The 24,621-nt window shown below is 55.9% G+C and carries 12 protein-coding genes; 7 read left to right on the top strand and 5 right to left on the bottom strand.

The features are described from left to right. The first annotated feature begins 115 nt into the window (after nucleotides 1–115). The 4 genes from AC5S3R_RS02900 (at nucleotide 116) to AC5S3R_RS02885 (ending at nucleotide 8,913) form a co-directional block, all read left to right on the top strand. Nucleotides 116–2,107 (top strand): enterotoxin, encoded by a 1,992-nt coding sequence (locus AC5S3R_RS02900; protein ID WP_494265138.1) that lies wholly within the window; start codon nucleotides 116–118, stop codon nucleotides 2,105–2,107. A 50-nt stretch (nucleotides 2,108–2,157) separates the two neighbouring features. Then, on the top strand, nucleotides 2,158–3,918 hold the full coding sequence (locus tag AC5S3R_RS02895; protein WP_494265137.1) for a beta-galactosidase: 1,761 nt from the start codon (nucleotides 2,158–2,160) through the stop codon (nucleotides 3,916–3,918). A gap of 135 nt (nucleotides 3,919–4,053) precedes the next feature. Continuing rightward, entirely contained in the window at nucleotides 4,054–5,877 is a 1,824-nt protein-coding gene (locus AC5S3R_RS02890; protein ID WP_494265135.1) for a phosphoenolpyruvate carboxykinase (GTP), read from the top strand. 144 nt (nucleotides 5,878–6,021) lie between these two features. After that, complete coding sequence (locus AC5S3R_RS02885) at nucleotides 6,022–8,913, top strand: bifunctional YncE family protein/alkaline phosphatase family protein (RefSeq protein WP_494265134.1); 2,892 nt, start codon at nucleotides 6,022–6,024, stop codon at nucleotides 8,911–8,913. Nucleotides 8,914–9,506: 593 nt separating this feature from the next. Here AC5S3R_RS02885 and AC5S3R_RS02880 read toward each other — a convergent pair. Continuing rightward, nucleotides 9,507–11,225: a CRTAC1 family protein gene (locus AC5S3R_RS02880; RefSeq protein WP_494265133.1), complete on the bottom strand. Its 1,719-nt coding sequence runs from the start codon at nucleotides 11,223–11,225 to the stop codon at nucleotides 9,507–9,509. A gap of 551 nt (nucleotides 11,226–11,776) precedes the next feature. Between AC5S3R_RS02880 and AC5S3R_RS02875 the strand changes: the two genes are divergently transcribed. After that, on the top strand, nucleotides 11,777–15,352 hold the full coding sequence (locus tag AC5S3R_RS02875; protein ID WP_494265132.1) for a TonB-dependent receptor: 3,576 nt from the start codon (nucleotides 11,777–11,779) through the stop codon (nucleotides 15,350–15,352). A gap of 139 nt (nucleotides 15,353–15,491) precedes the next feature. Here AC5S3R_RS02875 and AC5S3R_RS02870 read toward each other — a convergent pair whose 3' ends face one another. Continuing rightward, the gene (locus tag AC5S3R_RS02870; RefSeq protein WP_494265131.1) at nucleotides 15,492–16,544 is read right to left on the bottom strand and encodes a tetratricopeptide repeat protein; all 1,053 of its coding nucleotides are present in this window, start codon (nucleotides 16,542–16,544) and stop codon (nucleotides 15,492–15,494) included. A 31-nt stretch (nucleotides 16,545–16,575) separates the two neighbouring features. Between AC5S3R_RS02870 and AC5S3R_RS02865 the strand changes: the two genes are divergently transcribed. Next, the gene (locus AC5S3R_RS02865; RefSeq protein WP_494265130.1) at nucleotides 16,576–18,174 is read left to right on the top strand and encodes a tetratricopeptide repeat protein; all 1,599 of its coding nucleotides are present in this window, start codon (nucleotides 16,576–16,578) and stop codon (nucleotides 18,172–18,174) included. A 23-nt stretch (nucleotides 18,175–18,197) separates the two neighbouring features. Beyond that, nucleotides 18,198–19,727 (top strand): glycoside hydrolase family 27 protein, encoded by a 1,530-nt coding sequence (locus tag AC5S3R_RS02860; RefSeq protein WP_494265128.1) that lies wholly within the window; start codon nucleotides 18,198–18,200, stop codon nucleotides 19,725–19,727. A gap of 1,204 nt (nucleotides 19,728–20,931) precedes the next feature. Here the strand turns inward: AC5S3R_RS02860 and AC5S3R_RS02855 are convergent. The 3 genes from AC5S3R_RS02855 to folP form a co-directional block, all read right to left on the bottom strand. Then, a complete protein-coding gene (locus AC5S3R_RS02855) occupies nucleotides 20,932–22,248 on the bottom strand; it encodes an amidohydrolase family protein (RefSeq protein ID WP_494265127.1) in 1,317 nt (438 codons plus the stop codon). After that, nucleotides 22,245–23,591, bottom strand: a complete 1,347-nt coding sequence (locus AC5S3R_RS02850) for an amidohydrolase family protein (protein WP_494265125.1) — start codon at nucleotides 23,589–23,591, stop codon at nucleotides 22,245–22,247. The genes AC5S3R_RS02855 and AC5S3R_RS02850 overlap by 4 nt, the downstream gene beginning before the upstream one ends. 127 nt (nucleotides 23,592–23,718) lie before the next feature. After that, nucleotides 23,719–24,621, bottom strand: coding sequence for a dihydropteroate synthase (gene folP, locus AC5S3R_RS02845; protein WP_494265123.1), 903 nt, complete (start codon nucleotides 24,619–24,621; stop codon nucleotides 23,719–23,721).

Here is a 24,621-nt window from a genome sequence, read left to right as displayed (position 1 = left end):
CCAGTCCCTCATCTCCCCAATACAGACAGCAAGGCCGCGCAGGCATAAGTCCACGTGCAGGCCGCATACTATTGGCAGCAACATATTTTGATGAAGCAAGCCAAGCGGAGAGTTCATGCCCCAGCCGCCTTTCCCTGTTTTTGCACAAATCTGCCTCGCAATCACCTGCGCATGCACAACCCTGTCAGGCCAGACCGCCAAACTCACCGCAAGCGGTGGCAGCATAACAAGCGAGCAGATTGTCGTCGATTGGCAGACACAGAAAGACCTTCCAACAGCTCTCGCAGTCCACAGCAAGCAGAGTTCCATCGCACTCGATGGCCCCTTTCTCCTCTCGATTGAAAAGCGCGGCATCGTACATCCCAGCGATCTGCTGGCGCAAGGCACACCACGCGTAGAGCAGCTATCTCCGCTCGCAGGAGCCTCGCGCTACTCCGACCAGTTGCCCGGCATAGCGGTGCATTATTCGTTCGCAGACCCGCAGGGGCAGTTCCACGCGGAGTGGTCGCTAATAGTGCGCGAAGGTTCCAATTACATACGCCAGTCGCTCACAATCACTGCCGAAGACAATCCCGTTCCCATCAAGGGCATTCGACTGATTGACGTCCACACTCCCGACCTCGTTGTCTCCGGAACAGTACAAGGCTCCCCACTGGTAGCCAGCCGAGAGAAGGAAGATTTCTTCTTAGGCTTCGAGCAGCCGCTGAGTCAATCAAGCGTGGTCGCAGACCATGGCGTCAGCGAGCTCGCAAGCGCAGTTTCTCTGGGAGCACACCAGTCGCTCATCTATTCCGCAGTGGTTGGCATCGCAAACAAAGGCCAGTTGCGGCGCGACTTCCTAACATATATCGAGCGCGAACGAGCCCACCCTTACCGCACTTTCCTGCACTACAACAGTTGGTTCGACATTGGCTTCTTCACTCCCTACTCGCAGCAGGACGCGGTAACACGCATCCATGAAATAGGCGATGCCCTGCACAAGCAGCGCGGCGTAACACTCGATTCTTATCTGTTTGACGATGGATGGGACGACCACAACAATCTCTGGCGCATTCGCAGCGACTTTCAGGACGGCTTCGCGCCCCTGCAAAAGGCCGCTGCAGAGTACAACACCGCGCCGGGAATCTGGCTCTCACCCTGGGGCGGCTACGGCAAGCCAAAAGATGAACGCATAGCCACGGCAAAACGCGATGGCTATGAATTAGCAGGCGGCCTGCTCGCACTATCAGGGCCAAAATACTACGAGCGTTTCCATGAAGCAGTAACAGGACTGGTAAAGCAGTACGGCATCAACCAGTTCAAGTTTGATGGAACAGGCAACGCAGACACCGTAGTAAAAGGCAGCCAGTTCTCCAGCGACTTCGACGCAGCCATTCACCTCATTCACGACCTGCGCGAACTGAAGCCCAACCTCTATATCAACCTGACAACAGGCACCTGGCCCTCTCCATTCTGGTTAATGTACGCCGACTCCATCTGGCGCGGCGGTGACGATACCGAGCATGAAGGTGTAGGAACATGGCGCGAACGTTGGATTACCTATCGCGACGCCGACGTTTACAACGAAGTAGTAAAGCGCGGCCCGCTCTATCCGCTCAACTCACTCATGCTGCACGGCATCGTCTATGCGCAAAAGGCCCCGCATCTCTCTACCGACCCAGGCAATGACTTCACGAAGGAAGTGCACAGCTACTTCGGCACAGGCACGCAGTTGCAGGAGATGTACATCACACCCTCACTGCTGACAAAGGAAAACTGGGACATACTCGCAGAGTCAGCCAAGTGGTCGCGCACCAATGCGCAAACACTCAAGGACACGCATTGGGTAGGCGGCGATCCACGCTGGCTGCAGGTATATGGATGGGCCTCCTGGTCATCGCAAAAGGGAATCCTGACGTTGCGCAACCCATCGGACAAGCCACAATCAATTACGCTGGATATTGCGCAGGCTTTTGAATTACCGGAAGGCGCGGCGAAGCGCTATAAAGCGCATAGCCCATGGGCTGCGGATGCTTCACAGCCCGCAATCGAGCTTCACGCAGGCCAACCATACACTTTTCATCTTGAACCGTTCCAGGTTGTAACTTTGGAGGCAATGCCGCAGTGAAGAAACGTTGTTTAGCGCTTTTAGCTTCTCTTGTCTTGTCAATGGGTTCCATGGCAATGCACGCGCAGGATCACATCCTGCGCCCGGTAGACGACCATTTCGAGTTGGATGGAAAACGCCTTCAGATTATCTCCGGAGCAATCCACTACGCACGCGTCCCGCGTGCATATTGGCGCGACCGCCTGAAAAAAGCCAAAGCCATGGGCCTCAACACAATTGAGACCTACATCTTCTGGAACCTGAACGAGCCCGAGCCGGGCAAGTACGACTTCAGCGGACAACTGGACGTAGCAGAGTTCATCCGCGAAGCACAACAGGAAGGTCTCCACGTAATCCTTCGCCCCGGACCATACGTCTGCGCCGAGTGGGAGTTTGGCGGCTACCCTGCATGGCTGCTCAAGAACCCGGATATCAAGGTAAGAACCTCAGACCCGGCATTTATCGACGCAGCATCAAAGTGGCTGCACCGTCTGGGCCAGGAGCTTGCGCCGCTGCAGAGCGGCAACGGCGGACCAATCATCATGACGCAGGTAGAAAACGAGTACGGCTCGTTCGGCAATGACCATGCGTACATGGAGCAGATTCATCACATCCTCGTCGATGCCGGATTCACCAAGTCCATGCTCTATACAGCCGATGGCGCAGACGAACTGCCCGGCGGCATGCTCCCTGAGCTGCCCGCAGCAATCAACTTTGGCACAGGCGATGCAAAGGGAGAGTTCGCAAAGTTTGAAAAAATCCGCCCCACTGGCCCGCGCATGTGCAGCGAGTATTGGGCCGGATGGTTCGACCATTGGGGAGAGCCGCACCACACCGCCAGCGCAAAGACAGAAGCCGACGAAATCAAGTGGATGCTCGAAAAGGGCTACTCCGTCAACCTCTATATGTTTCACGGTGGCACCAGTTTCGGCTGGATGAACGGCTCAAATATCGATAACGGCAAGTATGAGCCAACCGTAACAAGCTACGACTACGATGCGCCTGTAAGCGAGAGCGGAGAGCTGACGCCAAAATATTTCCTCTTCCGCGATGTAATTCAGCAGGCAACAGGCATAACGCCGCCAGCACCGCCCGCGCCAATCCTCGCGCACGCGCTGGCCCCCGTCACACTCGCAAGCGCAACACCAGTCTGGAGCACACTGCCCAAAGCCGTCGAATCCAACACCGTTCTGCCCATGGAGCAGCTTGGGCAAAGCTACGGATACATCCTTTACCGCACAACCGTAAATACATCGCAGTCCGGCGAATTAAAACTGGATGAGTTGCACAGCTACGCGCAAATTTATCTGGATGGCAAACTCGCAGGCACACTGGACCGCAGGCTTGCGCAGTCTACGCTCCCGCTCACAGTCATGCATGACGGCGCGCAGTTGGACATCCTCGTAGAAAACAGCGGCCGCGTCAACTTCGGCCACCAGTTTCCCAACGAGCGCATGGGAATCACAAAGCAGGTAACGCTCTCCGGCACGCCGCTGGCACACTGGAGCATCTATTCGTTGCCCATGAAAGAAGTAGGCGCGTTCCCATTCAAGCATGAATCATGTGAAGGCGCATGCTTCTACTCCGCCGACTTCCATGTAGACAACCCTACGGATACATTCGTAGACACGCGCAATCTAGGCAAAGGCGAAGTCTGGATTAACGGCACACCATTAGGCCGCTTCTGGAAAATCGGCCCGCAGGGCGCACTCTATCTCCCAGCATCCTTCCTGAAGAAGGGCCGCAACCAAATCGTTGTCTTTGACCTCGAAGGCCACGCTAACCCCACCGTAAGTTTTTCCGACAAGCCCATTCTGGACTTTCACCCATAATACTGCCGTAGCAATCACATAAAGAAGGGCCTTACAGCAAGCCAGGCACTGTAAGGCCCTTCCTTTCTGGTATGCATAGTTGCATTCAACCCGCTCCGTCGAGTCCAATGAATTAGCACGGAATCAGGAGCCCGAATGGCCACCAGCAAGACACACCCCAAAGCGCTCACCAAAAACAAGCATCTCATCCGCTGGGTAGAGAAGATGGCAGACCTCTGCCAACCCGACCACATCCACTGGGTCGATGGCTCCCAGGCCGAATACGATTTCCTGTGCGACCAGCTCGTAAAATCCGGCACCTTCCTTAAGCTCAATCAGGAGCAATGGCCCGGATGCTTCTACGCCCGCTCATCCCCCAATGATGTAGCCCGCGTAGAAGACCGCACCTTCATCTGCTCGCTTTCCAAAGACGCCGCCGGCCCCACAAACAATTGGGAAGACCCCTTCACCATGCGGCGCAAACTCAAAGAGCTCTTCCGAGGCTCCATGCGTGGCCGCACCATGTACGTGCTCCCCTTCAGCATGGGCCCCGTCGGCTCTCCCATGAGCCAGATAGGCGTGCAGCTCACTGACTCTCCTTATGTAGTCGTAAGCATGCGTATCATGACCCGCATCGGCACGCCCGTCTTTGAAGAAATCGACAAGGATGAAAAGCGCGTAGTCCCTTGCATGCACTCCGTAGGCGCGCCTCTCTCGCCCGGCCAGCAAGACGTCCCCTGGCCCTGCAACGACGAAAAGTACATCGTCCACTTCCCGGAAACACGCGAAATCTGGTCCTACGGCTCCGGCTATGGCGGCAACGCTCTGCTCGGCAAAAAATGTTTCGCACTCCGCATCGCATCCAACATAGCCCGCGACGAAGGCTGGATGGCCGAGCACATGTTAATCCTCGGCGTCGAATCCCCTGAAGGCGAAAAGACCTACGTCGCAGCAGCCTTCCCCAGCGCATGCGGCAAAACTAACTTCGCCATGCTCGTCCCTCCCAAAGGCTTTGAAGGCTGGAAAGTCTGGACCGTCGGCGATGACATCGCATGGATCAAGCCCGACGCCACCGGTCAGCTCCGCGCCATCAATCCCGAGGCAGGCTTCTTCGGCGTAGCCCCCGGCACCAGCACCAAAACCAATCCCAATGCCATGGCCACGCTCGCCAAAAACACCATCTTCACCAACGTCGCTCTCACTCCCGAAGGCGGAGTCTGGTGGGAAGGCATGACCGACGAGCCCCCCACCGAACTCCTCGACTGGCGCGGCAACCACTGGACTCCCGAAATTGGCAAGCAGACCGGCAAGCCCGCCGCGCATCCCAACGGCCGCTTCACCTCGCCCGCATCGCAGTGCCCAACCATTGACCCAAGCTGGGAGAACCCCGAAGGCGTTCCCATCTCGGCCATCATCTTCGGTGGCCGCCGCAGCACCACCATGCCCCTCGTCTACCAGGCATTCAACTGGTCTTCCGGCGTCTACACCGGCGCAACCATGGGCTCAGAAACCACCGCCGCCGCGGAAGGCGCAGTAGGCAAAGTCCGCAGCGACCCCATGGCCATGCTGCCTTTCTGCGGCTACCACATGGGCGACTATTTCCGTCACTGGATCAAGATGCAGCGCTCCCTCTCCGTCACGCCGCGCATCTTCCACGTCAACTGGTTCCGCAGAAACGCGCAGGGAAAATTCCTCTGGCCCGGCTTCGGCCAGAATATGCGCGTGCTCAAGTGGATCATCGATCGCGTTCACGGTCGCGCCCAGGCCAAAGAGTCTCCCATCGGCTGGACACCCTACTTCGACGACATTCATTGGGACGGTCTGAACTACTCGCCGGAGCAGTTCGACGAGTTGCAGCAAATCGATAGGCAGCTATGGAAGAGCGAAATCATCCACCATGAAGGCCTCTTCCTCAACCTGCACGCGCACCTTCCTCCTGAAATGATCTACGAGCGCGAGCTACTAATCTGCCGCCTCTAATCACGGCATCATCAGCGGCAGGAGCAACCCTCCTGCCACAATTTTTTTGCGGCATAGTACGAAAGAAACCTACCCCGCTCAACCTGTTGTTAATTACAGGTCAAAAAAGTTGATGTATATATAGGTTGAAAAAGAGGACCCATCATGCGCCTGAATTCTCCGTTTGCGAGCGGCAATGCTCGTTCTATCCTGTTGTGGATGCTTGCGGGATCTGCCATGTCCTTTGCGCAGGCAAAGCCACCCCAAACCAGCACCCAGGATTTCAATGTAGGCCCGTCAAAAACAGCTCCAGAAGGAGCCGCACCTGCCGAAAAGGTAAAGGGCCTATCGCAGGTAGATAGCCCAGACCGCACCGTAGGCCCGCAGCAGGATGGCTCCATCGTCGCGTCAAACAATCAAACGCTCACGCCCGCCGGCAGAATCATCGAACTAGGCTCGCCAGTGCGCGCCAAAGCAATCGCGCTCAATCCCAACGCCGCCACGCACAGCGGCGCCGTGCTGTTGATGGGCTCGCTGCAGCCGGTCATCGTCTTCAATACGGTCACAGGAGAAGTCCTCCAGCGCTTCCTTCCAACAGGCGAGCCAAGCGACTCTGCAAGGTCACTAAGCACAGGCTCCTTTACCGGAATCACCTATTCCTCCGACGGCTCTAAGCTGCTCTTCAGCCAGGACAACAATTTCGTCGTCGTTGCCAACGTGAACCACGAGACCGGCCAGCTCACGCACGAGCAGCGAGTCAGCCTCCCCAAGCCTCCGCAGGATGGCCGCACCTACCACAACGCAAACTCCATTAACCCCGGCGGCATTGCCTTCGCGGAAGACAACAAGCACGCCTACGTAGCGCTCAACGTCGCCAACACGCTCGGAGTAATCGATCTCACATCGTCCCCCGCCAAGCTCATCGGCCAGATTTCTGTCGGCAACGTCCCCAACAGCGTAGTCGTTCACGGCAAGTACGCCTATGTCACCAATGAAGGCGGCCGTCCCGCAACAAAGAACGACTTCACCAATGACTCCGACGGAACCGCAATCGTTGTAGACCGCACCGATGCTTTCACACTCACCGGCACAGTCTCCGTCGTAGACCTCGCCGCAGGCAAGGAAGTCAAATCGATTCCCGTAGGACTCCATCCAGCAGGCATGGCCATCTACGGCGAAAAGCTCTACGTAGCCAACGCCTATGGAGACAGCCTATCCGTCATCGACCTGCACACCAACGCGGTCACGCGTACCATCAGCCTCAGTGTCCCCATCGCCCACGGATACTTCGGCTCAGGCCCCAACGGCGTAACGGTAACAGAAGATGGAAGAGCCTACGTCACGCTCGGCCAGGCCAACGCCGTAGCTGTCGTAAACCTGCAGGGAAGAGACGCCAACCCGGTCATCGGCTACATCCCCACCGCATATTTCCCAACCTCCATCGCCTATGACAAAGCGCAAAAGCAGCTGGCCATTGCCGATGACAAAGGCCTCGGCGCGCGCGGCAGAACCAGCACCCGCAACGGCGTAGTCGGATACAACACGCATGCCGACACCGGCGTAGTAAACCTGATTGCCGAGCCCAATGCCAAAGAACTCGCAAAGTTCAGCAAGCAAGTCTTCAGCAACAACCACTGGGACCTCACTACCAACATTGAAGTAGGCCCGCAGTACGTAAACGCCCATGCTGCGCCCGTAGCAGTGCCCAAGCACATCGGCGAGCCGTCGTTCATCAAGCATGTCTTCTTAATCATCAAAGAGAACCGCACCTACGACGCAATGCTCGGCGACGTAGCATGGGGCAACGGCTCACCCCAGCTTGCCGTCTTCGCCTCCGGCGTTCCCAATCAGCATGCCTTCGTAAAGCGCTTCCCACTGCTCGACAACGTCTACGCTCCAAGCCGCCAGTCAGCCGACGGCCACCCGTGGATTGGCATGTCAGGCTCCTTCTACTCCAATGACATCCTCTCGCCCGACTGGATTCGCTCCTACCCCGGCGGCACCACCGAAGACGCGCTGCAAAACACCCCCAAGGGCTTCCTATGGACCGAAGCAGAAGCCAAGGGAATGACAGCCAAACTCTACGGTGAGTGGAGCAACCACACATTCATCGACAAGAAGCCCGACGGCAGCGCCTACACATGGACCGATTTCTACAACACCTCGCTTTGCAAAGAAGGCAAAGCCCCGGCATCAAGCTGTGTTGTCCCTGACGGTGCGGTACATGTAAGCTCGGACATTCCCTCGGCAAAGAAAATCATGGACCCGCACTACCCGCCGTTCAATCTAGTTATCCCTGACCAGTACCGCATGGACTATTGGATTAAGGAGTTCGAGCAGCAGGTCGCATCCAATCAGGTCCCCAACCTCACCATCCTCTGGCTGCCCGACGACCACACCGCCGGAACCACCAAGGGCCAGCCCTACCCCATCAATTATCAGGCCGATAATGACCTCGCATTAGGCCGCATGGTCGATGCCATCAGCCACAGCAACGTATGGGCGCAGTCAGCAATCTTCGTGGAAGAAGATGACTCGCAGGATGGCGTGGACCACGTAGATGGCCACCGCCAGCCGGTCTATGTCATCAGCCCCTACACAATTGCCCCGCAGGCTCCCGGACAAGGCAAAGCAATCCACACCACGTACACGGCGGAAAACATCAACCGCACCATCGAGAACATCCTCGGCCTCCAGCCCTTGACGCAGTTTGACTTGGTAGCCTCGCCCATGTTCGACGCCTTCCAGGACGCGCCGGACCTCACCCCCTACGACCATCTGGCAAACGTAATTCCGCTCGACGCCGGCCCGGGCCTGCCCAACGGAAAGGCCATGGCCTACACGCCAATGCAGAAGGCCTGGCTCAAGGCCACAGCCGAGGTAATGAAGGGCAAGTACGACAAGGCCGACTCAGTTGACCCTAACTTCCTCAACCACGTCACCTGGTACTCCGCCACCAACTGGACGCGCCCCTATCCCGGCGAAACAAAAATACTGATGCCCGGCCCGCTCGTAAAAGCCGCCAAAAAGTACGCTGGCGACGATGACGACGACTAAGCGGAATCAGCCAAATCAAAAAACAGGGTAGCCTTGCAGTTGCTTTTTGCCAGTTGGCCACAAACTCCCCGTGCCCCATCCTTGCGATTTCTTTCTATCGCAAGGGTGGGAAAACACCTCCGCCAGACTTAAGCTTTTTGCATGAGGCTTCGCGTTTTCGTCTTGCCTGCATGCCCAAAAATAAATCTCAAATCTGTGGATAACTCTTGCGCTCAATTAAGGGGTTTTATGTCACACTCATAATCAACAGCAGAAACGGCCCGAGTCCAAAAGGACTCGGGCCGTTCGTCATTCAGCCTCAAAAAAGTTTTTTTGCGTCATTTTTTCTGGAAAGTAACCACTTTCCGTCAACCTGTTAACAAGAAAGTAAACGTAAAAATATACAGTAATTGTATTATTTTTCAATTTTTTACAGAAAAACCAATGACATTGGAGCACATTGGTGCAAAGGTAAGCTGAGGCTCCACCCCCATCAATCAACCCGTGTCATGCTGCTTTGAAAGTGCGCGGCTTCAGCCGTGCCAAAAGCGCAGAAAGGGCACTGGGCTTTAGCCTCCAAGGGGTGTTTTCCCAACGAGAACCCGCCCGCACAGCTACACCGTCTCTTCAACCTTGAGAATCTGGTCAACGGCAGGATGAGCCAGGCGCTGAACAATGCCACTGGGCCAGCGAATTTCCACGCGGTCAATCTTTGTCTCCGCCCCCAGGCCAAAATGCACCCGCTTGTCACTCGACGACATGAGGCCAACACTCGGCGAAAGATGCCCATAAAGCGACCGGCCCGAAGCCGTCACCACCTGTATCCGCGCTCCAATTCCGTTGCGGTTGCTCTTCCGCCCGCGCAGATCAAAAGTGATCCAGTGGTTCTTCACCAGCGCATTGTTCATGAGAATACGCGGACGTTCCCTCAGCGACGTGACAACAAGGTCCATGAACCCGTCATTGTTCAGATCAACAAACGCCGACCCGCGCTGATAACCAACAAAGCCAAAGTCAGGCCCCATCTGCTCTGTAACATCAACAAGCTTCTTCCCATCAATGTTCTGAAACATCGTGTCATGCTGCTTCGATGTAGCCGTCAAATCATCCACGTCGCCATTCGCGGAGTAAATATCCCTCCACCCATCGTTGTCATAGTCAATAAACCCCATGCTCCAGCCGGAAAGCGTGCGCGTGAGTGTGCCAAACTTACTGCTCCACGTAATATCGGTGAACGACTTTCCATTCTCATTGCGAAGCAGCCCAAAGACCTGCCCGGTAAGGTCGTTGTAAATAACATCATCCAGCCCATCGTTATCAAAATCCTGAGCATCGCTGCCCATGCCCGATACGGAATCTCCATGCGCGTTATAAGCAGCGTTGTACTCCAACCCAACTTCCTTGAATGTGCCATCCCCTTGGTTCAAAAAGAGAAAGTTAGGCTCAGTATCGTTTGCGATAAAGATGTCCATGCGCCCGTCATTGTTGAAGTCCGCAATGGAGATGCCCATCCCCTTGCCCAGCGCCTTGCCAATGCCGCTTGATTCCGTAACATCCTCAAAGCGCCCCCCGCCAAGGTTGCGATAAAGGCGGGAGGGAACGCTTTTGTAGAGCGTAGGACTGCAGTATTCCTCACGCTTGTCACCCGTCTGACAGTGCACGTCTGTTTCAGGCGTCCAGATTGTGTAGTTCGTAACAAGGAGATCGAGCAATCCATCATTGTTGTAATCGAACCACGCCGCGCCAATGCTGACGACATTCTGCGGCTTATGTTCCAGGCCGGAGCCAACGGTAACATCGGTAAACGTGCCGTCCCCGTTGTTGTGGTACAGCGCATTGCGCCCAGCATTGCAGACAAAAAGATCGTCAAAGCCATCGTTATCGTAGTCAGCGGCAGCAACACCAAAGCTGAAACCAAGCGACGCGCCAACAAGCCCGGCCTTAGCTGTTACATCTTCAAAAGTCCCATCGCCGCGGTTATGCAGCAGGCAGTTGTCAAACGCATGCGCCGTCTTGGTCAAGCCCGGCAAAGTTGCGCCATTGCTAAAGAACAGGTCCATGCGCCCATCGTTGTTATAGTCAATCGCCGCAACGCCGCCGCACATCGGCTGAGGGATATACTTCCTGCCCGTAAGGTTGTTGTTCGTGCGATAGGGAAACGTAGAGCGCGCAGCTACATCCGTAAACCAGAATTGAGGAGGCTCAGTAGCAGTAGGCGCAGCAGACGGATGCTGCCCAAAAAGCAGATTGCGCGGAACACCTCCACGTAAAATGCCGTTGCCAATACAACTCGCAAGTCCAGTGAGCAGGGAGCGGCGCGTAAAAGACGTCATAAAAGGTTCCATGAAGAAGAGAGTGAAAGGCAGGCCGCCGTAACTTCAGGAGTATTGAAGCCGTTAAGGGCAGGCCTTGTAAAGAAAATGCTTAGCAGCATAGGGAATCCCGGATTTCTAAAGGCCTCAAGCGACAAATGGGTAAGGCGGATATCGCCCTGTCTTTTACTCCGAAAGTACGGTTCATAAAACGTGTTGACAGTTCAATTTTCAATCGAGTAGTATTCTCCCCGCTGCTGAAAACGTTTCCATATGTCATTCATTTTTAGGCACTTGCCGGAATGAAATGGAATCGCCATGTAAGCAGCGGGCCCATGGATGAATGAACGGCGTGTTGGAAAAGCGCCGGCATAAAAGATCTCGGTGAAGATACAGGTTCGGTTACATCCGTTAATAGGCGAAAGCCAGATATGTTGGCACGGATAGAGCCGCACAATGAAAACGTTTCACTCGAGGGCACTTGTCAACACGATTGAACAGGAGACGCTATGAGGTGCAGGTTTAAATATGTGACGCGCACTCTGTTGCTCGTTCTGCTAGGGGTGTTTTGTGTGGCCGCACGTATACCAAGCTACGGCCAGGACACAAACGCTTCGCTCAGCGGTACGGTGACCGACCAAAATAATGCCGCGATTCCAGGTGCGAAGCTGACGCTCGTCAACCTGGCGACAGGCTTCACATCAAATTTCGTATCAGACGCTAACGGCGAGTTTTCATTCCGCAACCTTACGCCGGGTAAATATGATCTGGCGGTGGAAGCGGCAGGCTTCAAGTCATCAACCCAGAAGGGAATCGAACTGTCTGTCAACCAGGCGGCCCGTGTTGATGCCCACCTGACTATTGGTAACGCGAACGAAACAGTGACCGTTATCGGTGATGCCTCGCTCATCAACTACGACAACCCGACGCTGGAAGGCGGCATTAACCCGGAGACGCTGCAGGACTTGCCGCTGACGGTTTCCGGTGCTCCGCGTTCTTCAGCCACGGTTGCAATCTTTCTTCCCGGTGTGACGACGGGCGGCGGCGGCAATGCGTATAACGTTCGCGTGAACGGCGGCCTGGTCTCCGGCGACGAAGCCATTGTTGACGGCGCCACCACGATGGAAGGCTACATGAACCAGAGCGGCATGGTCGCTCTGCAGACCGACTTCGGCATGTCGCCGGATATTACGAGCGAAGTGCACGTGTTGACCGCGGACTATGACGCGCAGTACGGCAACACGACCTCAGGACAGATAGTTATCCAGACCAAGAGCGGTGGCGAAAAGTTCCACGGCGCGGCGTATGAATATCTGCGCAACGACATGTTCAACGCAACTCCTTACGGCGGCACCAAGCCCCCGGACAAGGAGAACGACTATGGTGCGAACATCGGCGGACCTATCTGGTTGCCGAAGCTGCACGGCCCCAACTCCTTTGTGAAGGGTTACTTCTATTTCAACTGGGAAGGTTTCCGGGATCACGGCGCATCAAACTCGTCCACGCTGTCGATTGCCTCAAATAATGCTCGCAACGGCAATTTCGGTGCATGGCCGACACAGCTCTATTACCCCTTGGATCCGGCGAAGTACGGGGCCGATGCCGGAAAGGCGATTGCCTACAACGGCGTGCGAAACCAGATCAACCCGGCGTATGAAGATCCGATTGCTAAGGCGTGGATTGCGGCGATGCCGACGCCCACCAATGGCAATGAGTTCAACAACTATTACATTCCGAAGTCGGGCCAGGGTTCACTGACGGCTAGCGAAAATGTGTACTTCTGGCGTGCGGACTTCAACGTAGGCAGCAAGGATCATCTGTACTACACCTACTGGTGGCAGTACGCTGGCGCGAACACGTCGAGCGATCTGCCGCTGGCGCTTTCCACCGCCAGCCCTGCGAACCCGGAGAATGCTCCGATTCAACGACTGAACTGGGAGCATAACTTCTCCGATGTCATGACCAACCACATGACGTTCGGCTACCTGAACCGCAATGAAGGCTACTACGCTCTGAACGGCGGCTCTCCTCTGCCGAAGGTGCCCGGCGCACCCGATCCGACTCGTCTGCCGGCGATGTCTTTCGGAAGCACCTACAGCGGCCTCGGAAGCTCCAACCCTCCGAATGGCAACCTCGGCAAGACGACGCGCGGAACCTACGCATTCAACGATGTCCTGACGCGCGTAATCGGCAAGCACACGCTGAAGGCAGGCTTTGAGTGGCGCCGGGCAGGAACCTCGATCCACAGTGCAGGCAATGAGGGTGGTACCTTCACCTTCAATGCCGACACGACTGGCACCGCGGACACGGATTTGTGCCCTGACAACGGAGGCTGCCCTGGCGATGCAATGGCCAGCTTCTACTTGGGTGCAGTAGGCGGCGCTTCCGCAACCTGGTACAACGTGGGCGCAACGTATCCACGGCAGGATGGCTTTGCAGTGCACTTTGGCGATTCGTGGCGCGTGACTCCCAAGCTGACGGTGAACTATAGCCTGCGTTGGGATTACATTGCACCGTTCCGTGAGAAGTACAACAACATGGCGTTCTTCGATCCGAACGGCGATAACCCTGGCGCGATAACGGATGCGACGACGGGCGCGAAACTGAAGGGCAGGCTTGCATTTGCCGGAAGCAAGTGGGGTGCGGCCAGCTATGGTGCGGAATTCCCTGAAGTTGCGCAGCATGTAAACTTGGCTCCGCGCGTCGGCTTTGCCTACACGCTGAACGAGAAAACTGTGGTGCGTGCCGGCTACGGCATCTACTTCGGGCAGGCCTTCTATCCCGGCTGGGGTGGCGGCATGAACCTGGATGGATTTAACAGGAACCTCAGCTTGAGTGAGGCGCCTAGCGGCAACTTCAAGGTGCCGGCGCTTTATCTGCAAAACGGTATTTCCGCCGCGCAGGTTGGATCGACGGCGAGCAACATTACCTCCGATTATGACAACGGCGCGAGTCCTAACTTCCGTCCGTTGGATGGCAACAAGAGGCCCTATTCATCGCAGTGGAACCTGACGGTCGAACGGCAGATGCCGCACAACTTCTTTGTGTCTGTCTCGTATGTGGGCACGAAGGGCACGCATCTTCCTTCCGCTCTCAATCCGATCAACATTCTTAACCCATTCGATCCGAGGCTGCAGGCAATTGGCGCGGATCTAAATGCGAACTATAACGACCCGGATGGACCGGCGACCTTTGCCAAGTACGGTGTGGGCGAGCCTTACATTGGTTGGGCAAGCCAGTTGAACGCCAAGGGTTCGTGCTCGCCTACTCTGCAACAGGCGCTTGTTCCCTATCCGCAGTATTGCGGTTCGCTGCAAGGCGGAAACGAAGGACATGGCAACTCCATCTACAACTCGTTCCAGGGACGTGTAGAACGCCACATTACAAACGGTCTGTATGCGCTGGGATCACTCACGGTACAGAAGCTGATTACCAATGCGGCTTATTCGACGCAGTCGAGCGCTGGCGGTATTGGCACCGGGGCTTACTTCTCGCCGTACGACAACAGCCGCGCCCGGGCGATTGCTCCGGACAACGTTCCGATTACCGGACAGGTCGCTGTTGTATACGATCTGCCTTTCGGTAAAGGAAAGCAGTTCTTGAGCGATGCCGGGGCTGTAAGCAGACTGGTGGGTGGATGGCAGGTGAGTCCGATCTACCGCTATGAGTTCGGAACGCCGTTCTCGTTCAGTTCGGGCACTTGCCAAACGTCGTTGCTCCAGGGCGCGTTCCATCAGAACTGCGTACCGGGTGTAATTTCGGGCCAACTGGCGCAGCCGCATGGCCGCAACGGTTTCAATCCCGCGAAGGGTGGTACCTACTTCAACCTCGCAGCATTTGAGCCGGCCTCATCGTTCACTTCCCTTGGATACACAGGCGTGGGCAAAGCGGTTTCAACGATCTACGGTCCGACGTATCAGAACGTTGATATCTCGTTCACCAAGAACACGAAGATCGTAGAGAGAGCGAACTTCAAGTTCTCGGCGAACTTCTTCAACGCATTCAACATGCACTCTCTGATCGGGCAGGGTAATGGTCCACAGAGCTCGTTCAATACCGACGTGGCTAACCCGAGTGCCTTCGGCCAATGGAACGGCAATGCGTCCGCTCCGCGTACGATTCAATTCGCGGGACGCATTGAGTTCTAAGAAGGCAGTTTGCTGGTAGCTGCTCTTGCGCGCCATCTGGCTCTGTTCGATGAGCCAGGTGGCGCTTTTCCTCTCGGTGTGCAAAACACAGGCTCACAGCAGCAGGTGCAAGCGAAGTAAGAGAGGGGGAGCCGGAAAGCTACGGAGCGGGCGTCTTGGCGCGAAGCTTCTGGTAGGTTTCCACTTCGTCATGCGCGGCTTGTTCCTGGCCGAGCTTGTGATAAATGCGTGCAAGAATGATGTGCGGCTCAGGATAATCTGGATTCAAACGAGCCGCTTCGCGAAGTTCAACAACAGCCTCATTTGATTGATTGAGATCTTCCAGGACTGTACCGAGCTGCAGATGAGCCGGTGCGAGGGATGGATCGATGCGAAGCGCTTCATGCAGATTTGCTTGCGCATTCGAAGATTGACCAAGGAATTGCTGCGTGATCGCGAGATTGAGATACGGCCAGGGAGAAGGATGTTGCGAGCCTCGGTCAAGCTCTATCGCTTTGCTGTAATTGGTAATGGCAAGTTCATTTTTGTTTTCGTAGTAGTAGCAAAGTCCCAGGTTGTCATAGGCGCGCGCCATGGATGGGTTGAGTTCGATGGCGTGTTGAAAGTGCTGGATTGCGTCATCGTACCGATGCGCATCGTAGTCAAGGCGGCCTTGCCAGTAGGGAAACAAGGCATCGCGCGGAGATTGCAGCGCAAGCGATTCAAGCACCGGACGCGCCCAGTCAGGATGAGCAATGCGGATGTAGGCCATTGCAAGCGAAAAGCGGAGACTGGGGTCAAGCGGAGTGATAGCATCAGATTTTTTCCATGCAATAGCGGCGTTCAGGTAGTCATGATTAAGAAAGTAAACAGTTCCAGCGAGAGCAAGCAGCTTGCCGGCAGAAGACGAATGCGGATCGTGGTCAATTTCGGCCAGGAGAATTTTCTCCGCTGTAAGATAGTCGCGTGTGTCGATGGCCTGTTGCAGCTCTGCGGCGCGCGGTGCTGGCAATCCGAGGGAAACAACGGCGGAAGGATGCGGGGCGGCTTCTTCTTGAGCTTGGATGGAGGGGTTCTGAACAGATTGAGCCTGAATGGAGCTGCTGATTGATGCTTGTGCAAAAGATGCAACTGTTAACACGGATGTCAGCAATTGTGTACGCCGAATGCTCATGGAGATCAGTATAGTAGGGTGCCGCATGCCGATAGCCATGTATCTTGCAAGGTGGAGAGCGTACCGTAAGGTGTTTTTGCTGACGGCTGTTTGTCTCGCAGGGGTTAATGCGAGAGCCCAACAGCGTGGCGCTGCCTATATGCAGAGCGTGTTGGCGATTCAGAAGCAAATTGAATCAGGTGATCTGGATGGAGCGCGCACGGCAATTGTGTCTGCGTCGAAGCAGTATCCAGCAGATGGCGGCCTTGAAAACCTTCTTGGCGTAGTCGAGATTCAGCAAGGACATTCAAGTGAGGCAAGACAGGCATTTCTGGCTGCGGTGCGTCATGATCCACGCCTGACAGGCGCTTATCTCAATCTGAGCCGTATCGATATGCAAACGGCCGCGCAGAATGCTACTGTCCGTGCGGAAGCGCTTCGAATGAGTGAAAAAGTAGTGCAAATGGACAGTAAGAATGATGAGGCGCGCTACCAGATCGCAACCATTTATGCCTGGGAGAAAAACTATGCGCGATCACTTGCCGAACTCGAGAAACTGAGCCCGCAAGCGCAGAGCGCGATAGGATCACAAGTGCTTACGTGCGAAGTTCATGCTTCGTTGGAAGACGGTGAAGCTACAGCTAAAGCTGTGCATTCGCTCGCAGCCAATCCTGACTTGAACGAACAGGACGCAAATGCATGTGTAGTCGCGTTGCGTGCGGCACATCGGCCAGCTTTGATTGTTGATCTGCTTTCTGCAACTGCGGTGCAGCATGCTCTTTCTCCCGCAGGATTACGCATGCTGGGGCTTGCGCTGGAGGCTGACGGCAAGTTGAATCCAGCGCGGGCCACGCTTGAGGAAGCATTTGCCGCAGATAGCACATCAGTCACAATCCTGATTGACCTTACGCGTGTGGCTAGAGCGGCAGGGGACAACCAGGGGGCACTGGGATATTTGGCGCATGCGCGTGAGCTACAACCGAAAGATGCCTCCCTTTCATATGAGTTCGGTGTAATTTGCTTGCAGATGGGACTGTACGCCGAGTCTCGCAAGGCGATTGGTGAAGCACTTGCAATTGCACCGGACAATCCCGAGTACAACCTCGGAATGGGCTTGGTTGTATCGTTCTCTGAAGATCCGGAACAGGCTGCACCTTATTTGCAGAAGTACATTAAGCTGCGTCCACAGGATCCAGAAGGCCTTCTGGCAATGGGCGGAGCCTTATTTCGCGCAAAGGATTATGACAACGCCACATCGTGGCTGAAGCAGGCTGCTCAGCAAACATCTACGGCTGCGGAAGCCCATTACTACCTGGGTCGCGTAGCGCGTCAAGAGGGCCGCATGAGTGATGCAATCAGCGAACTGAAGGAATCGTTGCGATTACATCCAGACCAGCCAAGTGTGCTGGCGGAGTTGGGGCAGATTGCCGTGACACAGAGCAACAATGTAGATGCTTCCGCATATCTTGATCGTGCCGTGAAGATCGACCCGGACAACTATGCCGGCAATTATGGCTTGCTCCAGTTATATGCGCGCACCAACGATCCACGCAGGGAACAGCAAGCTAAGCGATTTGAAGAGGTCAAGGACAAGAAGGACGCAAGGGACCTGGAGATGACACGTCGGTTTGAAATTCGCCGTGATGGGGAATCGAACGATCCGAAAGAACAACAGAAGCTCAAACAGTAAAAAGTTTACTTACGGAGATGACAATGAATTGGAAGCTGCAATGCAAAAGATGGACCCGCGTATTGATGGCTGCGGGTGTGATGACAGTTGCCTTATGCCCAGCATGGACCGGAGCATCCGCACAGGAATCGGCCCTGACCGGACGTTGGGCGGTTACAGGCAATACGTTGCATAACGGAGAACGAGAGAAGACCCTGTTCGACCTGAAGCAGGATGGAACGAAAGTGACAGGTACCGTTCGTGGGCTCGGGTTTATCGCAAAGGTCAGGGGCACGGTAAATGGAAACCACTTCGAGATATTTGGAGCGGAGTGGAATGACACCAAGCCATTTATTGTGGGCAATCTGGTGGGGAAAGACCTGCAGGGGAAGCAGTGGGGAAACTCCTTTACGGCGCATCCTGCAACGCCAGCGGATGATTTTCCAAAGTTGAAGTATATTGAGCCTCCAGCGCTTCATGATGTGGCTGACAACGGCCTGGCGAAGACGCCGCCGATGGGCTGGAACAGTTGGAACCTTTTTGCGGACAAGGTGGATGACCAGACGGTGCGCACCATGGCCGATGCGATGGTCAGCAGCGGAATGCGTGATGCAGGCTACATCTATGTGAACATTGACGACACCTGGGAAGGCACGCGTGACGAAAATGGTGTGTTGCGCACAAATCCCAAGTTCCCCGATATGAAAGCGCTTGCTGATTATGTACATTCCAAAGGATTGAAGATCGGCATTTACTCGTCGCCTGGCCCGCGTACTTGTGGCTCATATCCGGCGAGCTATGGTTATGAAGAGCAGGATGCAAAACTGTTTGCGTCATGGGATATTGACTATCTGAAATACGATTGGTGCAGCGCGGGCACAATTTATTCCGACGACAAGTTGCAGCCCGTCTATCAAAAGATGGGGGATGCACTGCAAGCGACTGGCCGGCCTATTGTGTATAGCTTATGCGAGTACGGATTGGGCAGGGTAGAGACATGGGGACCAAAGGTCGGCGGCAACGTGTGGCGTACTACGGGCGATATTCGCGATGAATGGTCCAGCATGATCTCCAACATCGAAAAGCAGGTCCCCACCGCGCCATATGCGGGGCCTGGTCATTGGAATGACCCCGACATGCTGGAAGTTGGCAATGGGCACATGACTGCGGACGAGTACCGGACACATATGGGGCTGTGGGCTTTAACTGCGGCTCCGCTATTGGCCGGCAACGATATTCGAACCATGTCCGATGTCACGAAATCGATTCTTCTGAATAAAGAAGTGATTGCCGTTGACCAGGATCCATTGGGCAAGCAGGCATTACCGTCGAAGGATGGCGAGCTTGAAACATGGATAAAGCCACTGGCGGATGGAGGAGTAGCCGTCGGCGTGGTGAATCTAGGCAATTCTGCGGCAACAGCGACGCTGAAAGCGAATGATTTGCTACCAGGCAAGAATGTAAATACTGCGCGTGATCTGTGGGCGCACAAGGACGTAACGTTCACCAATGGCGCTTATTCGAGCGAGGTGCCTTCCCACGGCATCCTGATGCTGCGCGTGACGGGCAAATAACGGAATACCTGTTGTAGCTTGAACTGAGGCTTGTCTGTATATATGCGGACAGGCCTCAGATATAGATATAGATATAGATATAGATATAGATATAGATAAAAAAACACCTCTTCTTGCGGAGCGGAATCGCTAACCTGAGTGCTTACCCATGTGGGTACGCATATTGATCCAGCCTATTTCCAAGATTCATGACACAAACATCTCATTTTTTTAGTGACAGCACTCTTCGCCTTCATACAGCTTTCACTCACTTGAGGTTTTAAACATTTCAAGATAAGACGCTGCATTGAATCTTCTTAGGAGGCACGATGAAATTTTGTTTTGCACGGCGTGGGATATTTGCCGAGGCGCGGAAACAGGCAAATGCGGACTGGTTTATAGGTTCGCAGTCCCGGTGATGTTAGGGGGGAGGGGATCTCCTGCCTGATGCGGCTAATACGGATGGTGTTAGTGATTCTCTCTTATGATGTTTTAAATCAATGTGTTGGATGCTGAACTGTATGTTTATTGAGTAGTTAACAGGTTTCTGAAAAGTGGTTACTTTTCCAAAAAAATAAAATTTCTTTCCTTTTTTCCGGGCACCGGGGAAGGAGTTTTACTGTCCCAGTATGCCCCTCCTGCTTGCCCGATGCGGGAAGTTTCAAAAGCATGCCTCAGGGGCTGAAGCCCGTACCCTTCCAAACCATTCGGAAGACGCTGCCTAAAGCCCAATGCTTTTCCTTTGGTCTGGATTGCCGGGAATAAATCCTCGGCCTACCTTTTGTTTCTAATGCGCTCGGTGCTGCTGGATTTCTCGTAATGCGTTTTAAATCAATCGGTTGGGTGTGAATTTTGGTGTTTGTTGATTGGTTAACAGGTTTCTGAAAAGTGGTTACTTTTCAGAAAAAATGGTCCGAAAAAACTTTTTTGTGGTCTGGTAAAGATAGAAAGCCCGGTTCGTTAGAACCGGGCTTTCTTGTTGATGATTTTGAGTATGGCATATTGGGGGTTAATTGAGCGCAAGAGTTATCCACAGATTTGGGATTTATTTTGCATGGCTTGCGGATAAGGAAAAACGCGGCGGCTGAAGCCCGGTACTACTGGTGGCTTTTTCGGCACGACTGAAGTCGTGCCCTGATACAAGGCTCAAGTCTGGCGGGAGTTCATCCCACCCTTGCGATAGAAAAACATCGCAAGGATGGGCCCCCAGAGTTTGTGGTGCGACCTATTTGCTGTACTCGTCGCGGAGTTTGGTTTGGCGGTTTTCCATGGGGACGGCTACTCCGTCGATGTAGACCTGCTTTACATCCGTGCGGACGTCGAGCGGGTCGCCGTTGGCGATGACTACGTTGGCCATTTTGCCTACGTCGAGGGAGCCTAGCTTGTCGGCAAAGCCGAACATCTCCGCTACGTTGAGGGTGATGGCTTTGAGCGCGTCCTCGTAAGGCAGGCCGTAAGCCACGGCGAAGCCTGCTTCATAGGGCAGGTTGCGCGAGTTGTGGCTGTTGCCGCCCACGGTGAGAGCGATTTTGACGCCGCGTTTGGCCAGCTCGGCGGGCAGGGTGTAGATGGCGTCATAACGCTCGTTGGCGCGGGGCTGAGCGAAGATGGAGCCGACGATGACGGGCACGTGATACGACGCGATTTTGTCGAGGACATCCTGCGATTGCGTGACGTGGTTGAGGATGACCTTGAGGTGGAACTCCTGGGCGACCTTCATGATGGTCTCAACGTCGTAGCCTTCATTGACGCCGATGACGACGGGGCGCTCGCCTTTGAGATAAGGGATGAGGGCTTCGAGCTTGAGGTCGCGCTTGCTGTCCTTCTTGGAGTCGAGCTTGTGCATGTACTCCTGCGCGTCGAGAAGCGACTGGCGGAGCTGGGTGATGAGGCCCATGCGGGTGGAGGGGAATCCGCCGCCTGCTCCGCCACGGCCGCCGCGGCGCTGCTGCGCGCCGAAGTTCATGGCGAGGGCAACGTCACGGCTGAGGATCATTTCGTCGCGGTCGCGCCCGTAGAGCTGGATGAAGCTGTCCTGGCCAGAGATGGAGTCCGCGCTGGCGGGCGCGACGACGGCGTTGGTGATGCCGTTGAGGCGTGCGACCGGGATGAGCTCGGTTTCGGCGTGGAAGGCGTCATAGACGTGCATTTCCGGCATGATCTCGTTGGAGGTTTCAGCGAGGTCGTTGGTCATCTGGTCGGAGCTGATTTCGGTGAGGCCGAAGTTGGATTCCGGGTCGATGAGGCCGGGGTAAACGGTGAGTCCCTTGGCGTCCACAATCTGCGCGCCGGAGGGCACGGTGACGGAACCGGCTGCTCCGATGGCGGTGATTTTGCCTCCCTGCAGGACGATGGTGCCGTTTTCAATGGTGCCGTGAGAGACGGTGAGGAGCTTGCCGCCGGTGATGGCGATGGGGGTGGACTGGGCTGCTGCGGCTGCGGGGATTGCGAAGAGCAATGCGGCTGCGAACTTCCATCCGAGGTCCCCAAATGCGAGGGACCTGGGGCACCCGGATTGATTTTTAACATTGAGAAATTTCACTGGGCATCCTCCTCGTCGCCGTCGTCGTCGCTGCCGCCAAAACCGCCATCGTGCATGGCGCCTGTGAAGTGAGTTGCTCCGAGTCCCGGAAGGGAGTCGTCGAAGAAGAGGTCACCGTCGATCCATACCTTCTGCGCGCGGGCATAGGTGGAGAGCGGGTTGTTCTTCCAGAGAACGAGGTCGGCGTCCTTGCCTACGTCGATGGAGCCAACGCGGTCGTCCACGCCGATAATCCATGCGGCGTTGATGGTAATCATCTTGAGGGCTTCGTCTTCGGTAGCTCCGCCGTAGTGGATGGTCTTGCCGGCCTCGGCGTAGAGGTGGCGGATGTAGTCGTCGGAATCAGACTTGATGGCGACGCGAACTCCCTTGCGCATGGACATGACGGCATTCCACGGAATGGCGTCGCGGGCCTCGTCCTTGAATCCCCACCAGTCGGCAAAGGTGGCAATGCCTGAGCCGTCTGCGGCAATTTTGTCGGCCACTTTGTACATTTCGAGAGCGTGGTGGAAGGCGCGAATCTTGAAGCCGTATTCCTTGGCAATGGCTTCTTCGGTCAGGAACTCGTCGCCGCGGTAGCAGTGGATTTGCACGTAGAGCTTGCCGCGAAGAATGTCGGCGAGGGCTTCGAGCTTGAGGTCGCGCTTGGGGGCTGCGGCTTCCTTGTCGCCCTTGGCAACCTTGGCGTTGTAGGCATCCCATGTGGCCATGTAGGCCTTGGCGTCTTCAAAGGACTGGCGCATGACCTCGAAGTTGCCCATGCGGGTGGAGGGAAGCTGGTTGCGGGAGCCGTAGACGCGCTTGGGGTTTTCGCCGCTGGCGAACTTGATGGAGCGCGGCGCGTTGGGGAAGAGCATGGAGTCGCGGTCGAGGCCGAACTTGTTCTTGATGACAACGGCCTGGCCGCCAATCATGTTGGCCGAGCCGTGGAGAAGCAGCTCGGTGGTGACGCCTCCGGCGAGGGCGCGATAGAGGTCGGCCTGTCGGTTGTCGAAGGCGTCAATCATCATCATGGATGGCGTGACGGGGCTGGTGGCCTCGTTGACGTCGCCATCGAGCGCGGAGTGCGAGTGCGCATCGATGATGCCGGGGGTGAGGTAGAGGCCGGTTCCGTCAATGACTTTGGCGGAGGAGGGCGCGTTGACGGTTGCGCCGACGCCGGCAATTTTTCCCGCATGGACCCAGACGGCTCCGTTCTGGATGGTACCGTGGCTGGCGGTCATGACAGTGGCGTTCTTGATGACGATGTCAGGTGGTGCGGTTTGTGCCGCGGCGGTAGCGGCAAGGGTGGATGCGACGAGCAAGAAGAGGGAATGCGTACGAAGGCACGGCAGCGGTGGCATGAGAGGCCTCCTGTGCAAATTGTGTTCGGGAAACTGCAAGCGAATGCTTGAACGGGATAGTACAGCAAGCGAGGGAAAAAGTAGATAAGAAATCTTTATGCGTTTTGCCGGGGCGCTGTTTCGAGAACTATTGGGCGGCCAGGATGGCGTCGGCGATGAGGGCGGCCTCCGCGCCGGAGCGGATGGCGTGGGTGCGGATGATGGATGCTCCGTTGAGAATGGCGGCGGTGTGGGCGGCGATGGTGGCGGCTTCTCTTTGTTGGGGGCTGGCTGGTTGATTGTTGTGGAGCGGCGCGAGTGCGTGGCCGAGGAAGGATTTGCGGGAGAGGCCGGCTAACAGGGGGCGGCCCAGTTCGAGGAGTTGAGATTGGCAGGCGAGAAGAGAGAAATTTTCGTCGAGGCGCTTGCCGAAGCCATAGCCGGGGTCGAGCACGATGGCGTCGGGGGCGATGCCGGAGGATTGGGCGAGGGAAAGGGATTCGGTGAGGCCGGTGCGGACTAAGCTGAGGAGCGCGTCGGCGGGGAGTTTGGGCTGGGTGCGCCATTCGTCGGGCAGGCCGCGGGTGTGCATCAGGACTACACCGGCTTTTTGTTCCGCGCAGATGAGCGGCATGGCGGGGTCCCATGTAAAGCCGGATACGTCGTTGAGGATTTCGGCTCCGGCGCGGAGGGCGGCGCGGGCGGTGCTCGATTTGTAGGTGTCGATGCTGAGGATGGCTTGCGGGGAGGCTTTCAGGATGCCTTCGACTACGGGCAGCAGGCGGGCTTGTTCTTCTTCGGGGGAGATGGCGGCATCGGTTCCGGCGTGGGAGTTGGGGCGGGTGCTTTCCGCGCCGAGGTCGAGGATGTCTGCGCCTTCTTCGATGAGTTGGAGTGCGTGGTCGATGGCTTGATTGGGGGAGTGGAACTGGCCGCCGTCGCTGAAGGAGTCGGGAGTGATGTTGACGACGCCCATGATGAGCGTTTTCGCACCCAGCTCAAGTGCGCGGGTGCGGAGTTGCCAGTTAGTGATGGTGCGGGACAGGCTCAC

The organism is Occallatibacter sp. FHG110214_02 (genome assembly GCF_059115385.1).
This window is presented reverse-complemented; position numbering and strand designations above follow the sequence as displayed.